17 protein-coding genes are annotated in these 19,347 nt (G+C 45.3%); 11 read left to right on the forward strand and 6 right to left on the reverse strand.

Annotated features, from left to right (window positions below):
• The first annotated feature begins 2 nt into the window (after window positions 1-2).
• Complete coding sequence (locus OCV81_RS03260; RefSeq protein ID WP_148328334.1) at window positions 3-377, forward strand: GntR family transcriptional regulator; 375 nt, start codon at window positions 3-5, stop codon at window positions 375-377.
• Here the strand turns inward: OCV81_RS03260 and OCV81_RS03265 are convergent.
• Window positions 372-1,931 carry an ATP-binding protein gene (locus OCV81_RS03265; RefSeq protein ID WP_148328336.1) on the reverse strand — a complete coding sequence of 520 codons (1,560 nt, stop codon included), beginning with the start codon at window positions 1,929-1,931 and terminating at the stop codon, window positions 372-374. The genes OCV81_RS03260 and OCV81_RS03265 overlap by 6 nt on opposite strands.
• A 224-nt stretch (window positions 1,932-2,155) precedes the next feature.
• Here OCV81_RS03265 and OCV81_RS03270 point away from each other — a divergent pair, with 224 nt between their 5' ends.
• The 7 genes from OCV81_RS03270 (at window position 2,156) to OCV81_RS03300 (ending at window position 9,287) form a co-directional block, all read left to right on the forward strand.
• A complete protein-coding gene (locus OCV81_RS03270; protein ID WP_148328338.1) occupies window positions 2,156-2,668 on the forward strand; it encodes an RNA polymerase sigma-70 factor in 513 nt (170 codons plus the stop codon).
• A 65-nt stretch (window positions 2,669-2,733) separates the two neighbouring features.
• Window positions 2,734-3,555: a FecR family protein gene (locus tag OCV81_RS03275; RefSeq protein ID WP_148328340.1), complete on the forward strand. Its 822-nt coding sequence runs from the start codon at window positions 2,734-2,736 to the stop codon at window positions 3,553-3,555.
• A complete protein-coding gene (locus OCV81_RS03280) occupies window positions 3,552-6,128 on the forward strand; it encodes a carboxypeptidase-like regulatory domain-containing protein (protein WP_262640036.1) in 2,577 nt (858 codons plus the stop codon). The genes OCV81_RS03275 and OCV81_RS03280 overlap by 4 nt, the downstream gene beginning before the upstream one ends.
• 6 nt (window positions 6,129-6,134) lie before the next feature.
• Window positions 6,135-7,100, forward strand: a complete 966-nt coding sequence (locus OCV81_RS03285) for a DUF4249 domain-containing protein (protein ID WP_148328342.1) — start codon at window positions 6,135-6,137, stop codon at window positions 7,098-7,100.
• Window positions 7,101-7,124: 24 nt separating this feature from the next.
• Window positions 7,125-7,757, forward strand: coding sequence for a porin family protein (locus OCV81_RS03290; RefSeq protein ID WP_148328345.1), 633 nt, complete (start codon window positions 7,125-7,127; stop codon window positions 7,755-7,757).
• 192 nt (window positions 7,758-7,949) lie between these two features.
• Complete coding sequence (locus OCV81_RS03295; RefSeq protein ID WP_148328347.1) at window positions 7,950-8,753, forward strand: hypothetical protein; 804 nt, start codon at window positions 7,950-7,952, stop codon at window positions 8,751-8,753.
• A gap of 192 nt (window positions 8,754-8,945) precedes the next feature.
• The gene (locus tag OCV81_RS03300) at window positions 8,946-9,287 is read left to right on the forward strand and encodes a hypothetical protein (protein ID WP_022354613.1); all 342 of its coding nucleotides are present in this window, start codon (window positions 8,946-8,948) and stop codon (window positions 9,285-9,287) included.
• 342 nt (window positions 9,288-9,629) lie between these two features.
• Here OCV81_RS03300 and OCV81_RS03305 read toward each other — a convergent pair whose 3' ends face one another.
• Entirely contained in the window at window positions 9,630-10,496 is an 867-nt protein-coding gene (locus OCV81_RS03305) for a hypothetical protein (RefSeq protein WP_262640038.1), read from the reverse strand.
• A gap of 911 nt (window positions 10,497-11,407) precedes the next feature.
• On the opposite strand from OCV81_RS03305, the gene OCV81_RS03310 reads away from it, so the two are divergent.
• Together OCV81_RS03310 and OCV81_RS03315 are read left to right on the forward strand one after the other, a co-directional pair.
• On the forward strand, window positions 11,408-12,910 hold the full coding sequence (locus OCV81_RS03310) for a glycoside hydrolase family 10 protein (protein ID WP_148328348.1): 1,503 nt from the start codon (window positions 11,408-11,410) through the stop codon (window positions 12,908-12,910).
• A 211-nt stretch (window positions 12,911-13,121) separates the two neighbouring features.
• Window positions 13,122-13,730: a porin family protein gene (locus OCV81_RS03315; RefSeq protein ID WP_148328350.1), complete on the forward strand. Its 609-nt coding sequence runs from the start codon at window positions 13,122-13,124 to the stop codon at window positions 13,728-13,730.
• Between the two features lie 152 nt (window positions 13,731-13,882).
• Here the strand turns inward: OCV81_RS03315 and OCV81_RS03320 are convergent, their stop codons facing one another.
• Genes OCV81_RS03320 through OCV81_RS03335 form a run of 4 tightly spaced genes read right to left on the reverse strand, consistent with a single transcriptional unit; the run spans window position 13,883 to window position 17,774 of the window.
• The gene (locus OCV81_RS03320; RefSeq protein WP_148328352.1) at window positions 13,883-14,656 is read right to left on the reverse strand and encodes a prephenate dehydrogenase; all 774 of its coding nucleotides are present in this window, start codon (window positions 14,654-14,656) and stop codon (window positions 13,883-13,885) included.
• A 15-nt stretch (window positions 14,657-14,671) separates the two neighbouring features.
• Entirely contained in the window at window positions 14,672-15,742 is a 1,071-nt protein-coding gene (locus OCV81_RS03325) for a bifunctional 3-deoxy-7-phosphoheptulonate synthase/chorismate mutase type II (RefSeq protein WP_072543198.1), read from the reverse strand.
• A gap of 24 nt (window positions 15,743-15,766) precedes the next feature.
• Window positions 15,767-16,957 (reverse strand): pyridoxal phosphate-dependent aminotransferase, encoded by a 1,191-nt coding sequence (locus OCV81_RS03330; RefSeq protein WP_148328354.1) that lies wholly within the window; start codon window positions 16,955-16,957, stop codon window positions 15,767-15,769.
• The gene (locus OCV81_RS03335; RefSeq protein WP_022354602.1) at window positions 16,932-17,774 is read right to left on the reverse strand and encodes a prephenate dehydratase; all 843 of its coding nucleotides are present in this window, start codon (window positions 17,772-17,774) and stop codon (window positions 16,932-16,934) included. The genes OCV81_RS03330 and OCV81_RS03335 overlap by 26 nt, the downstream gene beginning before the upstream one ends.
• Before the next feature lie 354 nt (window positions 17,775-18,128).
• On the opposite strand from OCV81_RS03335, the gene OCV81_RS03340 reads away from it, so the two are divergent.
• Window positions 18,129-19,298, forward strand: a complete 1,170-nt coding sequence (locus OCV81_RS03340; RefSeq protein WP_148328356.1) for a MalY/PatB family protein — start codon at window positions 18,129-18,131, stop codon at window positions 19,296-19,298.
• Window positions 19,299-19,347 lie beyond the last annotated feature (49 nt).

The raw sequence follows: 19,347 nt of genomic DNA on the forward strand, positions 1-19,347 counted from the left end.
AGATGGTAGATTTCAAACAAGATAGGGCTATTTATCTGCAGATGGCAGAACGAATCTGTGACGAGATATTGGCCGGGAAGTATCATTCGGATGATCGCATACCCAGTGTGCGTGAGCAGGCCGTCCTGTTCGAAGTCAACACCAATACCGTGGTGAAGACCTACGACCTGCTGTTGCAATGGGGTATCATTTATACCCGGCGGGGATTGGGCTATTTTGTGACTGTCGATGCTCTGAAAAAGATCAGACAGGCCCGCAGTCTGAAGTTTATGACTGAAAATCTGCCGGAGCTTTTCAGTCAGATGAAACTACTGGACATCCCGATTGAGACCGTAGTCAAGAAATGGGAGGAGTTTAAAGAAGGCGAGAATTCATGAACGGACTTCTTCTGTCACCCATTTTTCGATGCTGCGTGTACGATGGCTGAAGTTTACTCCCAGTTTGTAGACTTTTCTTGTATCGGTGGCAAAAGGCAGTGCATATTGTTTGTCATTGATTTGCTTTAGCGCTTCCTCCGCGCTTCCGTCCAGTTTGAACTCCATAACATAGATATACTGCTCTGTTTTCACTACCAGGTCAATGCGTCCTTCCGAGGTATGGTATTCTGCCTGGGTATAAAAGCCTAACAGTTTGAAAACAATAAACAGCACATTCTGATAATGTAATTCCAAATCTCGTATCAGTTCATAAGGAGTGTCTGTAAAGAAACTTTGCAGACGTTTCATAAAAGCATCTATGTCTCCGTTTCGAATCTCTTTTACGAAACACATGAGTTCAAAGGACGGATTGCCGGAAGGCATATAGGCATAACAAGGCAGCAAGAAGCGGGTAAATCCTTCTGCCACTTCCTTATTGGGGAATCCCAGTTTGTACACCTTGAATTCTTTGTCGTATCCTTTAATGGTGAGGTAGCCACTTTGGTAGAGAATGGGAACGGGGTTGGTCTCCATTGTGTCAATGCTTCCCAATGAATCGGCGGTGGCTATTTCTTCCGTGAGCCGTTGCAAATTATATTTGCTGCGTTTGATTAATTCTACGAGAAAAGTCGGTGTGCCTGTTTCAAACCAATAACTTCCGAATTCCCTGCTTTTCATGGCGTTAAGCAGACTGAAAGGATTGTAGATGTCTTCCGACCGGTAGGCAAAATGGTATCCGTCATACCAATCTTTCAGTTGGCGACAAGTTTCCGTATAGGTCAGTGCGTTGTTGTCGGCCAATAGCTGGATGTCTTCTGCAAAGACTTCCGATAATTCCTTTTCTGTGATTCCGCATAGATTGTTGTACATGGACTGTAAGGAAATGTCTTCCAGGTTGTTCAGGTCGCTGAATACACTGACCTTACTGAATTTGGTCACACCTGTCAGCAGAGCGAACCGGAGGTACTTGTCGCAGGTCTTCAATACTCCGTAGAAAGCTTTCAGTGTGTTGCGGTAATTGCGGAGAAGAGTCTCGTTACCGATGGCCTGCAACATCGGTTTGTCGTATTCATCGACTAATACGACCACATTCTTTCCGGTGGTACGGCTGATTTTTTCTATCAGGTAGGCAAAACGTTCTTCCGGTGCCCGATTCTTTTTCTCATCTCCATAGATTATTTCCCAACTTTCCAGATGTTGGTTGAGTATGGCATAAAGAGAAGCTTCATCCTCGTATCTCCGTGCATTCAGGTCGAGATGCAATACGGGATAAGCTGTCCATTCCTTTTCCTTTTGTTCCATGAAAAGGCCTTTAAACAGCTCTTTTTTGCCTGAAAAATAGGCATCAAGCGTGGAGAGGAGCAGACTCTTTCCGAAGCGTCGGGGACGGCTCAGAAAGTAGTATTTACCACTGCTTACCAGTTGGTAAATCAATGCCGTCTTGTCCACATAGCAGTAGCCGTTTTTACGTATCTCTTCAAAACTTTGTATGCCTACCGGATAAATCTTGCTCATACTCTTAGGATTGTTGGTTCAGGTAATGCAAATATAAGTTTTTTCTTTCTTAATTCTTATATGAAATGTATCCGCTGTGAAGTTTCTAGAAGTGTATCCTGTTTAAAGAATGTATAAAAAACTGTCCTTGTGTTTAAATATAATAAAAGACGAGTCCTTTCATAGTGGTAAACTTTCGATTCTGAGTTTTCCTAAAAATGCGAATCTATCAATTACATTGGGACATGGACATCAATACAAAAATATTCAGAGAGCATTTCCTTCAATATTACCGTCCGCTTTGTCTGTTCGCACTTCATTACCTGAAAGATATTGATGATGCGGAAGATACGGTACAGGACTGTTTCATGGAACTGTGGAGGCGGAAAAACAGGGGAGTGGATACAAGTGGCCTTAAATCGTACCTGTATGCCATGGTGAGGAACCGATGCATAGACATTTTGAAGAAAGATTCATTGATTGACAGCAACTTGCAGCCTTCCGACCTTGAAGAAATCCTTTCGGACGAAGAATGTGAAGAATGGGCTTACGATGAGGCTCGTATATGGACGGCCATAGACTCTTTGCCGGAAAAGTGCAGGGAAGTGTTTCTGCTGGCCAAGAAAGAGGGGTTGAAATACGAGGAAATAGCCGTCAGAATGGGTATCTCTGTCCATACGGTGAAGAACCAGATGAGCAAGGCAATTAAAACCGTGAAGGCAGGAGTGAAAAAGGTGTATCTGTTCTTTTTCGGATAATTTTTTTGTTTCCGGCATAGGATTTTCTGCCGGACATTCAGTCTTAGCTAAAAACACATTTTCTTATGAAAGATAAAGAAGAAAGAAAACTCCAGTTTGTCCTTCGGTATTACACATACGGGAAACTGGATACCCGGAAGGCCTTGCGAAAAATGATGGGTGAGGGACAATCCCATCCGTCCGGAAGGCGCTGGCTGTATTTTTCGGGTATAGCCGCGGCGATATTCCTTTGTATCGTGGGGTATCATATCCTGTGGAATGGAAAGGAACCTCATACCGTGTGTCTCACGGCAGAGACTGGAGTGACCCGGTATTTTTTGCCGGACAGTACACTGCTCATTCTTTCCCAAGGGGCCACAGTGTCATACGATGCGGATACATACGGAAAAGAATGCCGGGCGGTGAGCCTGTCCGGGAAGGTGTATTTTTCCGTCCGCAGGAATGTGCATGCTCCTTTCCTGGCCACAAGCAACTATGCGCAGGTGAAAGTGTTGGGTACCGAGTTTGAAGTGGACGAATCCAGACAGGACACGGCTACCCGTGTGTATGTAAAATCCGGTAAGGTGGTGTTCAAGGCCCGATACGGCAAAGACGGGATTATCCTCACGAAAGACATGTGCGGCATGCTGGCCCATGGCGACGAAATGCCAGTGGTGAGCCGTCCGGCTTTTCCCAACCCGTCGGCATGGGCAACGGGTAAATTCATTTACCGGAACACTCCGATTGAGGAGGTCCTCAAAGAACTTTCCCTTTATTATGGCACACCCCTGTATTCGTCGGCACATTACCGGACGATTACCGGAGAGTTCAAGACGGATAACCTGGAGGAAATCATCGCGTTGATTGAAAAGACACTGGATATAAAAATCACAAAGAAAAGCAGATGAAGACAAGCATCCTACCCTTATTTTTTCTGGCTTCTTTGATGAATGCCTTATCCCTGTATGCACAGCATCGGGTCACAATTGAAGACCTGATGGAACAGGTGAAACAAGTATATCCGGTCAGCTTTGTGTACGATGCTTCTATCAAGCTCGACATTCCTTATGTTGGTAAGCATCTCGATATGAACAGTCTGGAAAGTGCCCTTTCCACCCTGTTCGAGCATACAGGTATCCGATGGGAGATGAACGGCGAGTATGTGATACTTAAAAAACTGTCTTCCTATACGTTAAGCGGATACGTCTATCAGGAAAACGGAGAGACGGTTATCAATGCTACCGTGTGGGACATCACCTCTCATACAGGAACACTGACCAACGAGCACGGTTTTTACAGCCTGACCTTGAGTGAAGGAACCCACAAAATCCGATTCTCGCACATCGGCAGCGGAGAACTACTGGAAGAGATTACGTTGAAGGGAAATAAAACAAAAAATATTTGGCTGAAATCGGATTACCAAATTGAGGAGGTGGTCGTGACCGCCGATTTGAATTCTCCTTTATACACCACCCAGACAGGGAAGGTGTCGCTTACGGCAAAGGATTTTGTGAACGGAAACAACTTTATGAGTTCGCCCGATGTGGTGAAGAAACTTCAAAGTCTCTCGGGAGTGGCCAGCGGGACGGAACTTATCTCCGGGTTGTACGTGCATGGCGGCAATAACGATGAAAACCTGTTTCTGCTGGATGGTACTCCCTTGTATCAGGTGAACCATGCCGGAGGACTGTTTTCTGCATTCAATACGGACATTATCAAGAATATAGATTTCTATAAGAGTGGCTTCCCGGCCCGCTACGGCGGACGGCTTTCTTCGGTGGTCGATGTACGTACCAATGACGGAAACCTGAAGAAGTATCGGGGCAGTTTCACGCTGGGACTACTGGAAGGAAGAATACAGTTTGAAGGACCGATTGTGAAGAACCGTACTTCGTTCAATGTGGCCCTGCGCCGTACGTGGATGGACTTGCTCACGGCTCCGGCTCTTGCCATCATAAACTCCAGTCGTCGGAACAAGCAGAATCTGCGGTATGCGTTTCATGACTTCAATGCAAAGGTAACCCATATCTTTTCGGAAAAAAGTCGTGCGGATATCAGCCTTTATTCGGGAAATGACCTTTTCAAGTTCAGGCATAAAGAATACCTGTTTGACCCGGAGCCGACCAATGTAGACAAGTTCAGTCTGCAATGGGGAAACTTCACCGCATCCGTCAACTGGAAATACATTTTCTCGCACAAGATGTTTGCCAATATTACAGGGGTTTATACCCATAATCGGGCGAACTTCAATTACCTGAGTGAAGAGCGGTTGGGATATATTGAAGGAACGAAGGGAGCCATCGTAAAAGAGCAGCGCAATCGTTCCACTATCCATGATTTCGGCTACCGGATGGAGTTTGACTATCGTCCGAATGTGTGGAATCACATCCGTTTCGGATCCAACTATATGCACCATCTTTTTGTGCCCCAGAATTATTATTCCAAGTACGACGATGCTTCTCCAAACGCGCTGACCGACCAAATCATCAGCCGGTACAGGAGCAATGAATTCACGCTTTATGCAGAAGATGACCTGTCGGTAGGTAAACACGTGAAGCTGAATGGAGGGGTACATTACACATTGTTTGGCATATCGGGTACGAAATATCATTCGATAGAGCCGCGTGCGGCAATCCACCTCAGGTTGTGCGACAAGGCCAGTCTGAAGGTTTCGTACACGGAGATGAGCCAGTTCATGCACCAGCTTTCGGCCACTTACCTGAACCTGCCCACCGACTATTGGGTGCCTTCCACCGCACTTATTACGCCGATGAAATCGCGGCAATATGCCGCAGGAGTCTACGGCAAACTGCCGTATGGCATTCGGTGGAACTTGGAGGGATTTTATAAGACCCTGGACAACCTGATAGAATATGACGGCAGCAGTGGCGTGCTTAACCCTACGGCGGACCGGTGGGAGAATGAGGTGAGAACCGGAAAAGGAAAAGCTTACGGAATGGAGACCGATGTCAGTTACAGCAATGGGAAGACCTCGGTCGATGCTTCCTACACCTTGTCGTGGAGCAAGCGGTATTTCCCGGACTTCTATCCTGCATGGTATCCCGATAAGTTCGACAACCGACATAAATTTTCGGTCTCTATCTCGCATAAGTTCAATGACCGGATCGATGCATACGCCTCGTGGAACTATCGAAGTGGGAATCGCATCACCCTTCCGTCGCAGCAGGTGGATGCTCCTGTCATACCGGGAGTAGAAAAAACGAATGAAGAGATGCTGGTGTACGAGATGCCCAACAATGTCTCCCTTCCAGCCTATCACAGGTTGGATGTAGGGATTAACTTCCGCAAAACCACGAAAAGAGGTTTCGAGCGCATCTGGAATGTCAGTCTGTATAATGCGTATTGCCGGATGAACCCGCTTTATGCCACCGTACAGCAAAATCCGGACGGTACGTTTGTGGGGAAAGCCCACGGGGTATTTCCTGTCATACCGTCCTTCAGTTATACACTTAAATTTTAAATTCGTATGAGATACAGAATGTGGTTGATTCTCTTAGGAGTCTTTATATGCCAGTCGTGTACGCACGACTTCAGTTTGAAAGAGATGGATGCCGAGAGCAAGGTCGTGCTTTTCTGCATGCCTTTTACGGGGAGTGACACGACCTTGATACAGGTGGCCCGGAGCCGGGTGATTCATGGCCAGGAGGCGAGTACAGACGGCCAGCCTACGCTGGTGTTCAAGCTGAACGGAGAGGAGAAGGCGATAAAATACACGGAAACAGCTACCGGTTTGCTTCCGGCTCAGTCGTATTATGTGTTGGGCAGGCTGAAAGAAGATGACCGTATCGAGATGGAAGTCTCTTATCCCGATTTGCCGCTCGCCAAGGCACAAACGGTGATACCGAAGGCCTTTCCATTGGAGAAACTGGAGGTGGTGCTGACAGACGGCAATTATGGCTGGAGCATACAGTTTCGCGTCTCTTTCACTGATACGGCCGATACGGAGGATTATTATGGGATGAGGGTCCTTAAAAAGAAAAAAACGGTGTATGCGAGCCCCGAAATGCGGGATACCATACAGTATATGCCTGTAGACCTTGATTTGGAAAAGGAACCGTTGCTTTCGGAAAAGACCGGATTCGATGCTATTTTTGATATTTCGAAAGAGTATTACCGTTATCTATATTGTTGGGATGACAGCAAGATAGACGGGAAGAGTTATACGCTGAAGGTAGGTACATATTACGATCTCGGTTATGAAGATGAAGAGCAAAAGGAAACCATCGCCTATAAAATCTATTTGTACAAGCTGTCGAAAGAAATGTACACTTACTTAGAGGCGCTCAATCGTATCCAAAACAATGATTTGGGAAAATATGGGTTGGCTCCCATCCGCAGCCATTATACCAATGTGGAGAACGGCATCGGGCTTTTAGGAGGATGTAATGTGTACGAAAGCGATTGGATAAGCTCTCCGAAAGAAAAAGAATGATAATTGATTTAAAATCATAAGATTATGAAGACAAGACTTTTACTTACGTTGGCAATATGTGTGTCGTTGTTTGCTTCGGTGCAGGCACAGGAATTCAGGTACGGACTTTCAGGAGGATATAATTATCACTCCACCAAGGAAAACATGCCTAAATCCGGTTTTCATGCCGGATTGAAAGGGGAATATGCCTTCCGTGAGGCGGCGAAAGGGTTGTATGTGAATATGGGACTTATGTTTTCTTCCTACGGCTGGAAAAGCCCTTATTATTATGTGATGAACGAAAATACTTACGAATATGAAAGTACGCCTTACTATCTTCATCTTCCCATTCACATAGGTTATAAACTGCAGGTCGGGAAGAATGTCAGTCTGTTTCTGGATGCCGGCCCTCACTTCAATGTCGGTCTGTTCGGTCAAATGAAGCAGATAAGCAGCAATTTGGGAGAGCCGGAAGTCGTCAAGACAGTTTCCTCTAATGTATTTAAGGACGGAACGATGCCCCGCTTCGACTGGGGAGTGGGCTTTCGTGCCGGAGTGGAGATAGCCCGCCAGGTACAGATAGCCATAGGATACGACTGGGGCATGACGAAGACTTATCAGCATAATCCGGACACCAAGTTCAGGACGTTCGTGGCTTCGTTGACGTATTATTTTTAGTGAGAATGAAAATAATCACATACTGTTTCCACACCGGACGGACAATGGATAACCAAAGTGCGGCGGAATGTGAAATGTGGCGACTAAATATGGGCAATCAGTAGAAAACCTGGTAAAATAGATACTTTCTAATCATCTGTCTTACAATTTAATTCTTATATTTGTATTGTATTCACCAACATAGTTAGCAGTATGAGCATCAGAATATATTTAATTACAGTGTTATGTTGCATCACAGTCAGTGTATATGCTCAGGAAAACGTCTCCGAACTGAAGAAAGATAGTCTGAAGACAATATCGAATGAATATGTAGGGAGTGAAAATCCGACGGTGAAACCATTCGCTGTAAAAGAAGAGATACCGGACATAAAGCCGGAAACGGATATTCCTCAAATGGAGATTCAGGAAATAAGGCTCCGCCGTCCATTTTATATGCCTTACTACACAAATCCTTCTCCGATGTTTTACGGCGATTACAGCACAAATGGGAAGATTGCTCCGAATCTGTACGGCTATGGTTCACAATCTATATTACCCGGAATTGGAAGAATCAACGAAGCCTCACTGATGTACCGGTATGATATAAATGACTTTTGGGAAATTCAGGGAGGAGTGAATGCTACAAAGTATAATTTCCCATTCAGTACAGGTCAGGCTTTCGGTGCGGCAGGAGCCCTCATCTACAGACCAACCGACAAACTGAGCTTCAGAGCCTTTGGCTCATACGCTCCCACAAGTGCCTACGGGTTTTACATGAACCGTTACGGGGGGACTATCGGCTATGAGTTCAATGATCGTTGGGGAGTGGAAATGGGCGTTGAAAGAATATACGACCCTATGAGAAAAAGTTGGGATACCCGTCCTATAGCAATACCTTACTATAAGTTCAATAAGACCAAGATAGGTCTGGATGTGGGAGGTATTCTGTATGAAATAGTAAGAAGCGTTAAATTTAAAAACCAAGGGGGCAATCCTACCATCATGCCGGGACGATAACTTTCCACGCTTTGAGATGTTTTTTAATCATTTGAACGGTCTTTTGAATTCTAACTTTTATTCTAAAGTCTAAAAATATGGAATAAGATTATAAGACCAATTTTTAAGAAAGATAAAAAGTAAGCTTGTATTCTTTTTATTCCAGAATAAACATATAAATTAGACACCGAATCACCCATAAAAGGATTACAGATGAATTTGTATAATATGAGACTTAAACTGATTGTTCTACTGATTTGCAGCATCATGCAGGTGGGCTGTGCATCCCTTTTGGGAGTGCAAAACAGTAAGTTCACTTCCGAAAAGATTGAAATTGGAATGAGTAAAAAGGATTTTTTGGCACTTGTTGGTGAACCCTACGCGAAGGAAATGACAATGGATATACATAACCGTCCCCTTGAACGGTTGCTGTATCAGGAAAGTCTTTACGACCGGGAATGGTACACTTTGACTACGGCATTTACTTTTCAGGATGGAAAACTGGTGAGTCAGGAAGTGATAAACAAAGAATATGTAGACAGAAAGACTCATTGATAAACCTTGACAATGCGATGAAGAACGTAATTCTTCTCTTTGTTGTATGTCTCGTTTGAAACCTACAGGAAGAAACTGGAAGAAGGGAAAGAGATGGAAATTTTTTTGGCTCCCCGAGATATAAAAATCAAAGAAGTGGTGATAAAACACCTAGTTCGTTAGCAGGGGATACGATAAAGTAACGTGAGTTCGAGAAGGACATCAAACTCACGTTATTTCATATTGCTCTGTTACTCTGTATTTATATTCTTTATTGTTTTCTGCTCGTCATGCACCTGCAAAGCGCTTGGTACGCCTAAAGTTAAACTGTTCGGATTGAGAAATCTCCATTTGATTATACGGTCAATCCAACACGCCTTCCGGTATAGATGCTGTGCTAACTAGTCCTGTTATTTCATATTCTGTATCAGGAACAGTCATTACCATTTTCATATCTATGGGGGAAGGTGATTTTGTCTGGGAGTTATCCGTAAGTTCCTTCCAATCTATGCCTAAATAGTTTTGAACGGCTTGTAGTGCGTATGAAGAACTTGCATTTTCACCCCATAATTCGATTTGAAAATCATGGGCCGTTGTGGCAGTACTGGAATCAGTCAAGTTCCCATCCTCATTGGAAGGATATGTTAAACGTAAATTAGGAATGTAATATAATTGTGACGATGGATCTGTATCTGAGTCAATAGTAACAAAGAACTCATAACTGCCTTTAACCAGTGGCTGGTTGTATAACTGTCCATGTATATTGTCTTTAACAAAGAGATAGTAATCACGTGCTTGATTGTTTACTAAAAAAAGTACCATACCAGTTTTCAGTATCGGATGATTGCTCTCAGCAATGGCGTATGCCAGGTAGCAATCCGTCACTTTCACTTCTACTGTCTTCATATCACCTGTTACATTGTCCGTCACGTTGAGTGTGGTCTTTCCTTTCTGTTTACCTTCGATAAAAATATAGGTGTTTGCTCCTTCGTTTTGAATTATCTTGGCTTCTACCATAGTTTCATCTGCTGCGGAAACACTGAAGTCTCCACTCCCGTTTGTAATAGGAATCTGGGTGCCAACGTATTTTAATCTTACTTCATAAGAAGTTTTATTAAGGTTGAATGGAATCACGTTATTCGTGTTTTCGTTACCAGCGTCGCTGCATCCTGTAAGACCGCATACTGACAGGAGCAATATTCCTAATAGAAATCTTGTTTTCATTTTCATGATATAGTTTTGTATTTATTTTTCTATTGTTACCTTTTCGTATTTTATGCTATTCGCACATTCCTTCGAAATGATATGTGATTTTAGGCAAATTGGAGCACTCACGTGAACCGTGCCGTGATAAGTACCTTTCATGTCAAATAGCACTTGTTGTATCTCTTCTTTAGAAAATTCCTCCTCTTTATTACAACTGATAAAGGTAAATGTAAACAGGAACAGCATCAATATTCCAAATAGATTCTTTGTTTTCATGTTACTTTTTTGGGGTCCCGTTTTTATGTGTTTTCTCGTAACTTTAATACTTATATCTTCGCATCTAAATTATTTATTTTATTTTGGAATACCAAATGTTTTCATCCATATTGTAAGCGTATATATTTTATATTCAGACATACAGGAATACGTCCGGATAAACTGTTATTTATCCACTTTCTATTTGCCTTGCTACAGAGCAACGGTAAGTTTGTCAGACAATTTAAATCATACGGTTAATGAAAAGTAAAATCAAGGTTGACCGGAAAGTGCTTCGGTAGAGAGAAACCATTTTATGGTCAATTATATTTGCGAGAAATGCAGAAAGAAATTTGGACGGAGTGGAAAGGTTTTCTTCGGAACTCTCTGATATTTTCTGTAAAATACTCTGATAATTTCTCTGTTTTACAGTGTGGGATTTGTGTACCACACTGTGAAATATATATCCCGCACTGTGGTTTTTGTATCCCACAGTGTGAAACAGAGAATTTCTCCTGAGGTTTTCTTTTTTATATAGGGACGAATAAAAGAATTGTTACTGTCAAATCATTCATAAATAATATCTTGCTGGAGGGTGCTTCTCAAATATAATCTTTATCTTTGCGACTTAATCGGACATTTGTCCGGAAAGGAAAAAGAATATGATAAAATTGACAGATATGAAGACTAGACTATTGATGTTGTTTGTCCTGTTGGGAAGCCTGTGGGCAGGCAGCTTGCATGCGCAGGCGCGTTATCCTAAACGGGAGTTCCGCGGAGCATGGATACAGTGTGTGAACGGACAGTTCCAGGGAATGCCTACGGAGAAGATGAAAAAAATGTTGGTAAGCCAGCTGGACAATTTGCAGAAAGCGGGTATCAATGCCATCATTTTCCAGGTGAGAGCGGAAGCGGATGCATTGTATAAATCGCCATACGAACCGTGGAGTCGTTTTTTGACGGGCGTACAGGGAAAAGCGCCTTCTCCCATGTGGGACCCGTTGCAGTTTATGATTGAGGAATGTCACAAGCGGAACATGGAGTTGCATGCGTGGATCAATCCGTATCGGGCCAAGACGAAAGGAACGGGGGCGTTGTCGCCGATGCATCCTTATAACCAGCATCCGGAATGGTTCGTGCAGTATGCCGGACAGTTGTATTTCGACCCGGGATTGCCGGAATCCAGAAAATATATCTGCAAGATTGTGCGCGACATTGTGAGCCGTTACGATGTGGATGCCATTCACATGGACGACTATTTCTATCCGTACCCGAATCCGGGAGAGGATTTTCCGGACAATATCAGTTTTGCGGCGTATGGCCGTGGATTTACCCGTCGGGCCGACTGGCGCCGGGACAATGTGAACGTGCTGATTAAGGAGATTCACGAGACGGTACGCGAATGTAAGCCGTGGGTGAAGTTCGGGGTATCTCCGTTTGGTATTTACCGCAACCGGAAAAACGACCCGAACGGAAGTGAGACCAACGGGTTGCAGAACTACGATGACTTGTATGCCGATGTGCTGTTGTGGGTGAACAATGGTTGGGTGGACTACAATATTCCGCAGATTTACTGGGAAATTGGTCATCCGGCTGCCGATTATGAGACGTTGATTCGCTGGTGGGCACGTCATGCGGCTGCTCGTCCGTTGTATATTGGTCAGGATGTGGTGCGTACGGTATCTAAGGCAGATTTGATGAACCCGAACCAGAGCCAGATTCCTGCCAAGTACAATTTGCAGCGTTCCTTGCCGACCGTACAGGGAAGTTGCCAGTGGTATGCGGCTGCCGTGGTGGAAAACAAGGGTCATTACCGGGATATGCTGGTGAAGGAATACCATAAGTATCCGGCATTGCTTCCTGCCTCTCCGTTCATGGACGACAAGGCTCCCGGAAAGGTGCGCAAACTGAAACCGGTGTGGACAGCAGACGGTTACATTCTGTTCTGGACCGCACCGAAAGCCAAGACGGAGATGGACAAGGCTTATCATTATGTGGTGTATCGCTTCGATAAGAAGGAAAAGGTGAATTTGAACGATCCGTCTCACATTGTAGCCATCACACACGATGAATATTATAAGTTGCCGTATGAAGACGGCAAGACGAAGTACCGTTACGTGGTGACTGCACTCGACCGTCTGCACAATGAATCGAAATCGGTATCGAAAAAAATAAAGTTGTAAAGAGGGAACCTAAAGGTAAAAGTGTTCCTTTTTGTTTATTTTCTGGTCTTTTTTTAGTGAAAATGAACAAAAAGGAACATTTATTTTTTATAAATGGAAAGGTTTAGAGTTTTGTGAATGGAAACATAGCCGAAAGGTGGGTCTCCGTGTTTCTCTTTATTAATGAAATTGTTTCGGAGGGGACAGAAACTTAATTTAATATTTATTGACTATGAAGAAGACATTATTAACTTTGTTATTGGGATTGCTGGCTGTAACAGGTTATTCACAGGCTAGATTTGACATCCATGGAGGTATGTCAATGGCAAACATCACTAACAGTGAGGCTGATATGAAAGTGGGTTATACGGTTGGATTGGGTATGGATTATGCCATTAATGACATGTGGTCTTTCCAGTCTGGATTGAACTTTACCAGCAAAGGCTGTAAGGAGAGTGAGGAAGGGGTCGATGTAAAGATGAATCCGGTATATTTGGATATCCCTTTGCTGGCAGCAGTAAAAATGAATATAACAGAAAGTAATCGTTTCGTGATTAACTTTGGTCCGTATGTAGGCTTTGGATTGGGTGGAAAAATGACTGTTGAAACTAATGGGGCAGAAGTAGGCACCAAGTTGTTTAAGAAGGTGGGTAACAGTGATGAGGCCATGATGAACCGCTGTGCTGTGGGTTTGCAATATGGTATCGGGTTTGAACTGGACGACCATTATTTGATTAACCTGACCGGACAGTATGGATTTACCAATATGATTAAAGACAGTTTTGTAAATGAAAATAACAAGAACCTGGCTTTCTTGTTGACGGTAGGATACCGGTTCTGATTGCAGATGAATCTGTTGGAGATAAAAGGAATCTATTTGTGATTATATAAGAAATCCTCCTGTGTTTAGCTTTAGTTTGTCTTGCATTCTATGGCTAAAGGCAGGAGGATTTTTATTTTCGTAATTTTAGTCTGAGACTTTTTTTCTGTTTATTATTTGATGTTCTTTCGGATTTTGGTCAGGTAAGCATGCATGCCTTCCGCGTCTTTCCGGCTGATGATGTCCAGCAGTTCGTTCAGTTCCGTACGGATACCTTCCACTTGTGCCGGCGTGCGGGGATTGAACAGGATTTCCTGCAAGAGGAAATCGTCTTCGCTCAGCACGCCTTGGGCGATGGCCATGTGGCGCTTGAAGGTGGTACCCGGAGCATCCTGGTGTTTCATGACGGCCGCAAACACGAAGGTCGATACGAACGGGATGGACAAGGAGTAGGCCACGGTTTCGTCGTGTTCGTCGAACGTGTATTCAAAGATGTTCAGCTTCAGACGCTGGTAGAGGTCTTTGAAGAAAATCTTGCCCAAATGGTCGCCTTCCTTGATGATGATGGCGTTTTCGGTGCTCAGTTTGTCGAGGTTGGCAAACGTGGGACCGAACATCGGGTGGGTGGACACGTAACGGAAACCGCAGTGCTCGTAAAACTCTTTCAGCCCGGTTTTCACGGAGGCAATGTCGCTGATGATGCAGTCTTTAGGCAGGAGCGGAAGCACCTGGTTGAACGCATCGAGGGTATATTTCACCGTGGCGGCATTGATGACCAGTTCTGGCTGGAATTCCTTGATTTCATCCGGTTGGGTAAAACGGTAGCAGTTGTACATGAAACGCAGGCGCTGGGGATTTACATCGTACACGGCTACTTCATGTTCAAAACTCAATACATCGGTAAAGAAGGAGCCCATTTTTCCGGCTCCTAAAATCAATATCTTCATTTCTCGCTCCCGTGCTTACTTGTTGATGATTTCCATTTGCTGACGGACACTTTCTTCGTGAATCAGCTCGAACACTTGCTTGATGAAGTCGGGGTCCATTCCGCAGAGTGAGCCTTGTGCGCCTCGCTTGTCCAGAATCTCGTTGTAACGTCCGGTCTGCAGGATGGTCATGTTGTGTTCCTTCTTGAAGGTTCCGATTTCGCGACATACCCGCATACGTTTGGCCAATATGTCCATCAGTTCGTTGTCACATTCATCAATCTGGCGGCGCAGCTCGTTCAGGTTTTCTGTGGTCTGGTGTTCTGAACGGATGACGAGCAGGTTCAGGATGTAGTCGAGGATATCAGGTGTTACCTGCTGGGCGGCATCGCTCCATGCACATTCCGGATTGCAGTGTGATTCGATGATGAGTCCGTCGAATCCCAGGTCCATGGCCTGCTGGCAGAGCGGAGCAATCAGTTCACGCTTTCCGCCGATGTGGCTCGGGTCGCAAAGGATAGGCAGATTTGGAATACGGCGACGCAACTCGATAGGGATGTGCCACTGTGGCAGGTTGCGGTATATCTTTTTGTCGTAGGAAGAGAATCCGCGGTGGATGGCTCCGATACGTTTCAGTCCTGCATTGTTGATGCGTTCCAGGGCGCCAATCCAGAGTTCCAGATCCGGGTTGACCGGGTTCTTCACATACACCGGAATGTCCACACCTTTCAGGGCATCGGCAATTTCTTGTACAGCAAACGGGTTGGCAGTTGTACGGGCACCAATCCATACGATGTCCACGTCGGCTTTCAGGCATTCGTATACATGTTTGGCGGTAGCGACTTCGGTAGCCACGTACATACCGGTTTCTTTTTTCACTTCTTTCAACCAGGAAAGTCCTTCCACGCCGATACCTTCAAAGCCTCCCGGTTTGGTACGGGGTTTCCAGATTCCGGCACGGAAAATCTTGATGCCTTTGTCGGCCAAGGCTCTGGCCGTAGTCATGACTTGCTCTTCAGTTTCAGCACTGCAGGGACCTGCAATGATCAGAGGGCGTTCCTGAGAAACACCTTCCAGTTCGATGGGTAATAAATCCAATTGTTCCATGGTAGTATTTGATTTTTGTAATGTTTATTTGTTCATAACTGCTTGAATGCGTTTCAGAGCTTCTTCCAGTTGGGGCTCTTTGGCACAAAGCGAAATGCGGATGTAGCGCTTTCCGTTGCTGCCGAAAATGAATCCCGGAGTGATGAAGACACGGGCTTCGTGAAGGATTTTCTCGGTCAGGTCTTCCACATCGGCGTAAGAGTCGGGGATACGACCCCACAGGAACATACCTACTTGTTCCGGGTCGAAGGTACATCCTAAGGTGTGCATGATTTCTTCGGCCAGTTTCCGGCGACGTGCATAGGTATGGATGTTAGCTTCTTCGTGCCATTCTGCACTGTTACGGTAGGCTTGAGCAGCGGCCAGCTGTAAAGGCCGGAAGGTTCCGGAGTCGATGTTGCTTTTTATCTTCAGAATCCACTGTACGAAGGTAGCATTGGTGCCCAGCATGCCCACACGCCAGCCCGGCATGTTGTGGCTCTTGCTCATGGAGTTGAACTCGATGCAACATTCCTTGGCTCCCGGAATGTTCAGGATGCTGAGAGGCTTACGGTTCAGAATGAAGCTGTAGGGGTTGTCATTCACTACCACCAGCTGGTGACGGTGGGCGAAGTCGACCAGTTTTTCGTAAAGTTCCAGCGTGGCATTGGCGCCTGTCGGCATGTTCGGATAGTTGGTCCACATGATTTTCACCCGGCTCAAATCCATCTTCTCCAGTTCGTCGAAGTCGGGTTGCCAATGATTGTCTTCCCGCAGGTTGTAGTTCACGATTTCGCTTCCCAGAATTTTGTTCAGTGAAGTGTAAGTGGGGTATCCCGGATTCGGAACCAGCACCTGGTCGCCCGGATTGACCAGTGCCAGGGTGACGTGCAGGATTCCTTCCTTGGAACCGATGAGCGGCTGGATTTCCGTAGCCGGGTCCAGGTCTACGTTGTACCATTTCTTGTACCAGTCGGCCATGGCCTTGCGCAGTTCAGGTATTCCCACAGTAGGCTGGTAGCCGTGTGCGTCCGGCTTGCGGGCATTTTCGCACAACACGTTGATGGTTTCTTCTGAAGGCGGCATGTCGGGACTTCCGATTCCCAGGCTGATGACGTTCTTTCCTTCGGCATTCATCTGTGCCACTTCTTTCAGCTTCCGGCTGAAATAATATTCGCTGACACTGCTTAACCGGTTGGCCGGCTCTATTTTATATGGTTGATTCTCCTTCTGCATATTCTCCTAAAATTTTAAGTGCTTTGGTTAATGGCATGACTGCATCAATGGATTGTTTGTATCTCAGATAATCGTTGAACAAGACGTCCACGTAGAACAGGTATTCCCATTCCCTTCCGATGATGGGCAACGATTGTATTTTGGTCAGGTTGATGTGATAGAATGAAAAGATGGACAACACCTGCGAGAGGCTTCCTTCGCTATGTGGCAATGAAAAGACGATGTTGGCTTTGTTGATTTTCGAACGGTCTTTCAGTTCGTCGGCCATCCAGGGGTCGCATACCACCAGAAAGCGGGTGAAATTGTGCTTGTTGGTCTCGATGCCTTCCTGCAGGATTTTCATGCCGTAAAGTTCGGCGGCATACTTGGAGCAGATGGCGGCATGTCCTTTCAGACCCTTTTCCTTGATGTCGCGTGCGCTGCCTGCGGTATCTTCCGTTTCCACTACTTTCAGCTGCGGGTGATGCTGCAGGAAATCCCGGCATTGTGCCAGTGCCACCGGATGGGAGTTGACTTCGGTCAGTGTGCTCCAGTCTTCTCCGGGCAGGCACATGATGCTGTGGCTGATGCGTAGTTTGTGTTCTCCGATAATCGTTGCCCCGCTGTCTCTGAGCAACTCGTAATTGTGAAGGAGGCTTCCGGCAATCGTATTTTCAATGGCAATCATTCCGATGACGCTGCTGTCTTTCCGAAGGGTGTCGAACACGTCTTCGAACGTATTACAGCAAATCAGTTCGATTTCCTCGTCCTTGAAAAACTTATGGGCTGCGATGTCATGGTACGAGCCCGGAACTCCTTGTATGGCTATCTTTTTCATCTTGTGTAACTATAACTATAAAAAAAGTCCCGCTCCATGGAAGCGGGACTTTGTATTATCATTTCAATTTAATTTTTTCTTACCGTATGCATGCAAACTCCCGCTTCACTTCATTGCTAAAGTAAAAGAAATAAAAGTAAAAGAAGAAGTAAGATGCAAATGTTCTCATATTCTTGTTATTTTGTTGTTATTTCTGCTGCAAAAGTAATACTTTTCTTTAAAAAACAAATATTACATCAAATTTTTTCTACTCATTTTTAAAAAATACGTTCTTAATGCCGGATGTGAAGGTATTTTCTTACCTTTGTTGTATAGAGATATTTCATATATAAAACAGCCAAACAGATAAAAGACATGAACTATAATTTTGATGAAGTGATAGACCGTCGGGGCACTTCCTGCGAGAAAGTAGACGGTATGGTGAATGTGTGGGGACGTTCGGATTTGATTCCCATGTGGGTGGCCGATATGGATTTTGCCACTCCTCCGTTTATTCTGGATGCCATCCGTGAGCGTTGTGCACATCCGGTGCTGGGGTATACGTTCCGTCCGGACAGTTATTATCAGGCCATTATCGGCTGGGTGAAGAAGCGTTATGGCATGACGGTGCAGAAGGAAGAGATTAATTTTGTACCCGGCATTGTGCCCGGACTGGGAATGGCCATCAACTGTTTCACGGAGCCGGGAGATAAAATCATGATTATGCCGCCAGTGTATCATCCTTTTGCCTGGCTGGTGACGCGCAACAACCGCCGGCTGGTGGAGTGTCCGCTGAAAGAGGTGGACGGACATTACCGCATGGACTTGGATTTGATTCGTCGTTCCATTAAAGGCATACGGGTATTGATTCTCTGTAATCCTCACAATCCGGGTGGAGTCGTATGGAAAAAAGAAGAATTGCAGGAGCTGGCCGAAATTTGTGCCGACGACAACGTGATTGTGTTCTCGGACGAGATTCATGCCGACTTGACCTTGCCTCCTTTCCATCATACGCCGTTTGCCATGGTTTCGGAAAAGGCACGCAATAACTCTGTCACCTTTATGGCGCCCAGCAAGACGTTCAACATGCCGGGAGTGGCTGCTTCGCACACCTTTATACATAATGAGGTGCTCCGGGAACGCTTCGTGAATTATCTGGATGCCGGCGAACTGAATGCGGGTCATGTGTTTGCCTGGCCTGCCGTGACGGCTGCTTACACCGAAGGGGAGGAGTGGCTGGCGCAGTGTCTGGCCTATATTCAGGGAAATATTGATTATGTGGCAGATTATGTCGGGACTCATATACCTAAGATGAAGGTGATGCGTCCGCAGGCTTCTTACCTGATTTGGTTGGACTGCCGGGAACTGGGACTTTCGCACGAGGACTTGAATGCTTTCTTTGTGGACAAGGCCGGACTGGCATTGAACGACGGAGAAATGTTTGGGAAGGAAGGGGCTGGTTTTATGCGGATGAATGTGGGCTGTCCGCGAATTACCCTCGAAAAAGCTTTGCAGCAATTGAAAGCGGCTTACGACACGCTTTGATTAAAAGACATATAAAAGAAACGGCTGCGGAAATCTTTTTGAAAGCGCA

Source organism: Phocaeicola fibrisolvens (assembly GCF_025567125.1).
Classification (GTDB): domain Bacteria; phylum Bacteroidota; class Bacteroidia; order Bacteroidales; family Bacteroidaceae; genus Phocaeicola; species Phocaeicola fibrisolvens.